A 6722-nucleotide genomic window follows, 5' to 3' on the forward strand; every position below is an offset into this window, starting at 1 on the left:
GAAAAATATACAATAAATTTAAGTATCTATTTGAACTTACTGATGGCGCTCAGTACGGGGCTGAACATGAAAATTTAAAGTATTTCGAACTCAATAGAATATTAGATCATCTTTGTGAGGGCTATAAAAATAGAGAATTATATAGCACCGAGATTGAGGCAAAAAACAAAGAGCTAAGGCAAATAATTGATCTCGTCCCGCATAAAATATTTGCTAAAGATGCGCAAGGGAAATTCATTTTTGTGAATGAAGCGACAGCCAAAGGCTATGGGCTCTCGCCACAAGAATTGGAGGGGAAAAGCCACTTTGAGCTGCATTATGCAGGTACTACTTTTCCTGTTGAAGAGGTGCAAGCTTTTTTAAAAGATGACTTAGAAGTTATCAATAGCCATATGACTAAATTCATTCCCGAAGAGGAGAATCATGAGGCAGATGGCACAGTTAAAATCGTGCAAACAACTAAAATACCTTTTCAAACAGCTTATTCAAAGGACTTGGCTGTCCTCGGTATCGCTATCGATATAACCGATGCAAAAGCGGATCGTGAAAAAATGAAGAATAACTATGAGCAATTAAAAAAACATAGTTTAGAAATTGATCTTTTGAATATAGAGCTTCAGGATTTCCAGCATGAAATTGTTTTTATTATGCTCCGGATGTTAGAAATACATGACAGTTACACCAAAGGTCACTCTGAAAATGTAGCAAAACTTAGTGAACGAATTGCGCAAGAGATAGGTTTGCCGGGTGAAGATGTAAGACTGGCGTATTGGGCGGGCATTTTACATGACATAGGCAAGACGGTTGTCCCCAAACATATTTTAAGCAAGAACACAAAGCTTACGAGTGAAGAGCTTACTCTGATTAAAAACCATTCATCATGGGGTTATACTGTGCTCAATAAGTCAAAGCAATTACAGAAAATTGCTGGTTATGTTTTACATCATCATGAACGTTGGGATGGAAAGGGTTATCCGCTTGGCTTAAAAGCAGGAGAAATCCCGCTTATTTCACAAATACTTGCTATTGCAGACTGCTGGGATGCAATGACTTCTAAAAGGTCATATAGAGATCCTCTTTCAGAACAACATGCACTTAAAGAGATAATGGAAAATAGTGGTAAGCAGTTTAATCCTGCAATAGCCTCTGTTTTTTTAAAAATGAAGGAAAAAGAGGGGGTGATAATCCCTATTCTTAAATCTCAAACTAAAGCGTGATGCTTAAATTGTTTATTGGATTAGCCTACCCGCAGATACAAAAAACCCCAAGCAAAGAACTTGAGGTCTATGACAAAAACACTTTAATATGTATACATTAGGAATTACATAATACGTTGGCCCGGTTTAGCACCATCATCTGGATTTAATATATGGATCTCTGTTCCACCTGGCCCCGCAGCTAAGACCATGCCTTCAGACAAACCAAACTTCATCGGGCGTGGCGCAAGGTTTGCCACCATAACCGTTAATTTACCTTCTAATGCTTCCGGTGTGTAGGCTGATTTGATGCCGGCAAAGACAGTACGCGTTTCTCCGCCCAAATCTAAGGTCAGTTTCAGTAGCTTGTTTGCTTTCGGCACCGACTCAGCTTTAGCAATCAAGGCTACACGTAAGTCTATTTTGGCAAAGGTATCAAAATCAATTTCTGGCGCCAGAGGTTCTTTATCTAACTCTGATTGCGAAGCTTCAAGTTCAGCCGCTGCTTGTGTAGCTTTAACTGCTTTATCGGCTTCAATACTCTCTTTTGATGCATCCACCATAGCTTGCACATTTTTAGGATCGATACGTTGGAAAAGTGCTTTGAATTGATTGATTTTGTGTCCTGCCAGCGGCGTTTTAATGATTTCCCAGTCAAGCGTTTCTGCGAGGAACTCCTCACTGCGTATTGCTAGTTTAGGCATTATCGGCTTTAGGTAAGTCATCAATACACGGAACAAGTTAATCCCCATTGAGCAGATATCCTGTACTTCAACTTCTTTGCCTTCTTGCTTCGTTAAAGCCCATGGTGCTTTATCATCAATATATTTATTGGCATTATCTGCCAACGCCATAATTTCACGAATTGCACGGGCAAAATCACGCTGCTCAAATAAGGTCGCGATGCTTGCACCTGCATCGATAAATGATTGGTACAACTCTGGTTCGGCAACTGTTAGTGATAATTGTCCATCGTACTTTTTAGCGATAAAACCTGCCGTACGTGATGCTAGATTGACCAGTTTATTGACTACATCCGAGTTGACTCGCTGGGTGAAATCTTCAAGGTTAAGATCTAAATCATCGATGCGATTGGTGAGCTTCGCGGCGTAGTAGTAACGCAAACATTCAGGATCTAAGTTATCTAAGTAGGTACTGGCTTTAATGAAGGTACCTTTAGATTTTGACATTTTCGCGCCATTAACCGTCACATAACCGTGCACATTCACGGCAGTTGGTTTACGGAAGCCTGACCCTTCTAAAACCGCAGGCCAGAATAGACTGTGGAAGTTAACGATATCTTTACCGATAAAGTGGTAGAGCTCTGTGTCACTGTCTTTTTTCCAGTAATCATCAAAGTTAAGATCGTCTGTTTTATCACAAAGGTGCTTAAAGCTGCCCATATAACCAATCGGCGCATCCAACCACACATAAAAGTATTTACCTGGCGCATCGGGAATTTCAAAACCAAAATAGGGTGCATCGCGGGTGATATCCCACTGTTTTAAACCGCACTCAAACCATTCGCCCACTTTGTTGGCCATCTCAGTCTGGAGTGCGCCTGATTTGGTCCACTCTTTCAACATATCTTCAAATTGCGGAAGATCGAAAAAGAAGTGCTCGGTATCTTTCATTATCGGGGTTGCACCTGATACTGCTGATTTTGGATTAATCATCTCTGTTGGGTTATAAGTTGCACCGCAAACATCACAGTTATCGCCATATTGATCATCTGCTTTACATTTAGGACAAGTGCCTTTGATGAAACGGTCGGGTAAAAACATCTCTTTTTCAGGATCAAACAGCTGAGAAATTGTTCTACTGGTGATGTAACCATTATCGCGCAGGGCGATATATATTTGTGCTGAGAGTGCTTTATTCTCATCGCTATGGGTGCTGTGGTAGTGGTCAAAACTGATATCAAACCCCTGGAAATCACTTTCATGAGAGGCTTTAATATCGGCAATCATCTCTTCTGGTTTAATGCCCATCTCTTTAGATTTCAGCATGATAGGGGTGCCGTGTGCATCGTCAGCACAAATAAAATGGATTGTATTGCCACGTAAACGCTGAAAGCGAACCCATATATCAGCTTGAATATGTTCAAGCATATGGCCTAAGTGAATGGGGCCATTAGCATAGGGTAGGGCGCAGGTGACAAGGATTTTACGGTCTTGATTTACCATTTTATGTGTTTTTCCTCTTTATCGAAAACGAATTTTTCAGTCTAAGGCTATATTTTTAAGTCATTAATTCTACCCAATTAGCGCTTGGAATCCCACTGTTAAAGGCGGTTTTTATTTAAGGATGAAATAAGGCGTTATTTTGCTAAACTGGATCTACTTCTTATTTTTGTAAAAGGTATTTGCCTGTGTTTAATAAAAACAACTTAGTTGAGCAAGTGTTTGATTGTTTAATCGCTAATGATCCGTTAAATGTCGTTCATAAATTACGTACAAATGGGTTGATTAAAATAGATCATAAGGCCGCAGTTATCAATTGTCATTTACCTTTTTATGCGCCGGCTTGGCTTGCGTCACTACAAGCTGACTGCGCCTTACAACTAGCTGAAATACTGACTCAGAAAATACGTTGGGAAATAAAAACAAAAGTTGTGGCGTTACAAAGTGATAGTAGTAAAACAGCCTTAGCAAATATCAAAAATATTGTGGTGGTTGCTTCAGGTAAAGGCGGGGTAGGCAAATCCACTGTCAGTGTTAATCTGGCTCTTGCTCTTTCTGCAAATGGTGCCAAGGTCGGCATATTGGATGCCGATATATATGGGCCATCGATTCCCACTATGCTCGGCGTAAAAGATGCTCAACCAGCTAGTGCAGATGGTAAATTAATGTTGCCAATTAAAGCGCATGGCTTGGTCTGTAATAGCATCGGCTTTTTGGTCAAAGAGGAAGATGCAATGATCTGGCGTGGCCCGATGGCCAGCAAAGCATTAACTCAAGTTTTAAATGAAACTGCCTGGCCAGAGCTTGATTATTTAGTGGTTGATATGCCACCAGGCACGGGTGACATCCAATTAACTATGTCACAAAGTGCGCCTGTCACTAGCGCGGTGGTGGTGACAACACCCCAAGATATCGCATTAATAGACGCGAAAAAAGGAGTGACTATGTTTAACAAAGTGGGGCTTAATGTAGCGGGTATTATCGAAAACATGAGTGTCTATGTTTGTACTCAATGTGGCCATCAAGAGGCAATATTTGGTACAGGGGGCGGCGAGAAGCTGGCCCAACAATTTAATTTAGCCTTTTTAGGTGCATTACCGCTGCATATTGCTTATCGGCAAGATACGGATCAAGGCAATCCTACTGTTATTAAAGAAGATAAAGCTGAATTGATTGCGCCTTATTTAAAATTAGCAGAAACGCTCGCAGTCAACCTTTATCGAGATTTAAAGCCGGCCATAGAAAAAATCAATATCATTGAGATAAAATAATGATTTTAGGTAAGAATTAGAATGGCAAATATAGAATTTACTCGTGAACAAAAATGCATATTAGTCAGCCAAATTAAAAAATATTTCGATAAAGAGTTAGCACAAGATATTGGAGATTTTGATGCTGAATTTTTACTGGATTTTTTCACGGAGAAAGTAGGTGGGTATTATTATAATCAGGGGCTAAATGATGCACGTGTACTGCTTGATAATAAATTAGACACCCTAACCGAATCATTTTATGAATTGGAAAAAGACACTGGTTTTGATTAAACAGTTAGCTCTCAATTGAGCTAATGAAAAAAGATAATTTATATTCTTAATGTCAGGCAGGTTATACGTATACAACATGGCTTGCCTGCTATTTTGGTTAATTGTTATCTCCCAGCAACTATAATTAAATTGAGTGGCGCATTTTGCATAAAAACAAGCTAAACGCTTTTGATGGCTGAGTTTTTTGCTTACTAACCCATTCTAGTTTGGCATCATCAATGTTTTATCCCTATTTTTCATTTGTGTGAGACTAGAGTTAACTACTGTAGCGTAAGCAGTGATAGAATAGCGTTCTTACGCAAGGCGTTACGATAGTTATTATTGGGTAAATTGCTCTCAATATAAACAGCATAAAGCAACTATTCAATAAGATCAGTGTGAAACATATTATGACTAAACCACTAAATGAAGCGCAAGCTAATTACGGCCTTATATTAACCACCTTCGCCAGCTTAATTCTCGGTTCACTCCTTACTTTATTATTTAGTGATGCATTTTCAAATGATTTGCCGCAAACACTCCTTATTGCACTTATTTTTAGTTTGCTATGGCTTACATTTTATAACATAAAGAACTACCACCAATCCTCTGTCGTTAAGGGCAAAAAATATAGTGTGCTGCTATTATTGCCGATTACGGGGGGATTGATTTGGTATTTGCTGTCACAATTCAATGGTTATAGTGTTCCTTTATCCGCCATTGTTATTTGGCCTGCAGCATTTATTCTGGTATATCAAGTAGCTGAGTCTTTAGGGGCGCCGGAAGATGATAAATTTGTTTTTCATAATGGCGCTGAGCCGCGAACAGAATTTAACAATTTACATAAAGTAAAGATATCAAAAGAGCAAATCGCTTTTCATATAGATAATGATGGTTTGGATCCTCAAATTATATTTAATGTCGAGAAAACCGGTGCATCACATCTCATTACTATACATGGAGCTAACGCAGCAGATAAATTTAGTGATTATTTATCAGGACAAAAGGTGATAATTGAAGCGCTTGGTATTCCGATTGAGGGGGTGGTCTTAATGGAAATGCAGTTCAATGGTTCAAAAGGTTACTACCAGATAGTTGATGATTTGGACTCCCCTGAATCAAAACCGCTATGCTCGATAGATATTGCTTTGCTTGAAAACAGCGATCAGTTAAATCAGCGTGTTGAAACCGCAATCACTGAGATGCTAAAAGCACACACGCCTCTATCTGCAAAGAAAATAGATGTTGTTAATTACCAGTCGATGCTTAAGTTTCATATGTATGTAAAGCGTCTGAAAGATAAAGAAAATGGTAGTTTAGATTATTTATCAACTTGTGAGGGGACGCTGGAAATTTGTAACTCATCCTATGTAGAACTTTATAACTGTAATCTACAGAGTACGTTAACCTCTTGGGTAAACCAAAATGGCTTAATTCGCACAGATCGTGCCGATGATGAATTACAGGCCGAAGAGAATGGAAAACCTCAGTTGAATAAAATAAAACTGCATTTTGCCGACTGCTGCTTAACCGATATTCAGCTAATTAAAAACAAAGAAGATAATAACAATAGCTGTATTAAATTACATCTAACACTGACCGAATTAAATGATGGGGAATTAACGGATAAAAACAGCACATTAAATCTGCGCATGGAAGATAAAAGTATATCCGTTAGCACCGAGGCTATTGAACAAGCCGATTTAATCTCTGTGGCGCAATACTTTGAGCAAAAAACAGTGCAAACATTAATCTAGTATTAAGTTTTTCTATTGTATAAAAAGCCCAAGCAGGAAACTGACTTGGGCTTTTTATTTGAG

5 protein-coding genes are annotated in these 6722 nt (G+C 38.9%); 4 read left to right on the forward strand and 1 reads right to left on the reverse strand.

Annotated elements, in window-relative coordinates; genetic code table 11:
- The coding region (locus tag KSO91_RS15375) for an HD domain-containing phosphohydrolase (protein ID WP_238743912.1) at nucleotides 1-1217 on the forward strand (1217 nt) is incomplete at its 5' end.
- A 104-nt stretch (nucleotides 1218-1321) separates the two neighbouring features.
- Here KSO91_RS15375 and metG read toward each other — a convergent pair.
- Nucleotides 1322-3382 (reverse strand): methionine--tRNA ligase, encoded by a 2061-nt coding sequence (metG, locus tag KSO91_RS15380; protein ID WP_238743913.1) that lies wholly within the window; start codon nucleotides 3380-3382, stop codon nucleotides 1322-1324.
- A 185-nt stretch (nucleotides 3383-3567) separates the two neighbouring features.
- Here metG and apbC point away from each other — a divergent pair, with 185 nt between their 5' ends.
- The 3 genes from apbC (at nucleotide 3568) to KSO91_RS15395 (ending at nucleotide 6659) form a co-directional block, all read left to right on the forward strand.
- Complete coding sequence (gene apbC / locus KSO91_RS15385) at nucleotides 3568-4650, forward strand: iron-sulfur cluster carrier protein ApbC (protein ID WP_238743914.1); 1083 nt, start codon at nucleotides 3568-3570, stop codon at nucleotides 4648-4650.
- A 21-nt stretch (nucleotides 4651-4671) separates the two neighbouring features.
- Nucleotides 4672-4923: a DUF2164 domain-containing protein gene (locus KSO91_RS15390; protein ID WP_238743915.1), complete on the forward strand. Its 252-nt coding sequence runs from the start codon at nucleotides 4672-4674 to the stop codon at nucleotides 4921-4923.
- Between the two features lie 389 nt (nucleotides 4924-5312).
- Nucleotides 5313-6659 (forward strand): hypothetical protein, encoded by a 1347-nt coding sequence (locus KSO91_RS15395; protein WP_238743916.1) that lies wholly within the window; start codon nucleotides 5313-5315, stop codon nucleotides 6657-6659.
- Nucleotides 6660-6722 lie beyond the last annotated feature (63 nt).

Origin of the sequence: Psychromonas antarctica (assembly GCF_022267535.1) — a bacterium.
Classification (GTDB): Bacteria; Pseudomonadota; Gammaproteobacteria; order Enterobacterales; family Psychromonadaceae; genus Psychromonas; species Psychromonas antarctica.

Excerpts from the sequence above, each read along its gene's own strand:
- metG (WP_238743913.1), bottom strand. The coding sequence starts at position 3,382 with ATGGTAAATCAAGACCGTAAAATCCTTGTCACCTGCGCCCTACCCTAT.
- KSO91_RS15390 (WP_238743915.1), top strand. The coding sequence starts at position 4,672 with ATGGCAAATATAGAATTTACTCGTGAACAAAAATGCATATTAGTCAGC.
- KSO91_RS15395 (WP_238743916.1), top strand. The coding sequence starts at position 5,313 with ATGACTAAACCACTAAATGAAGCGCAAGCTAATTACGGCCTTATATTA.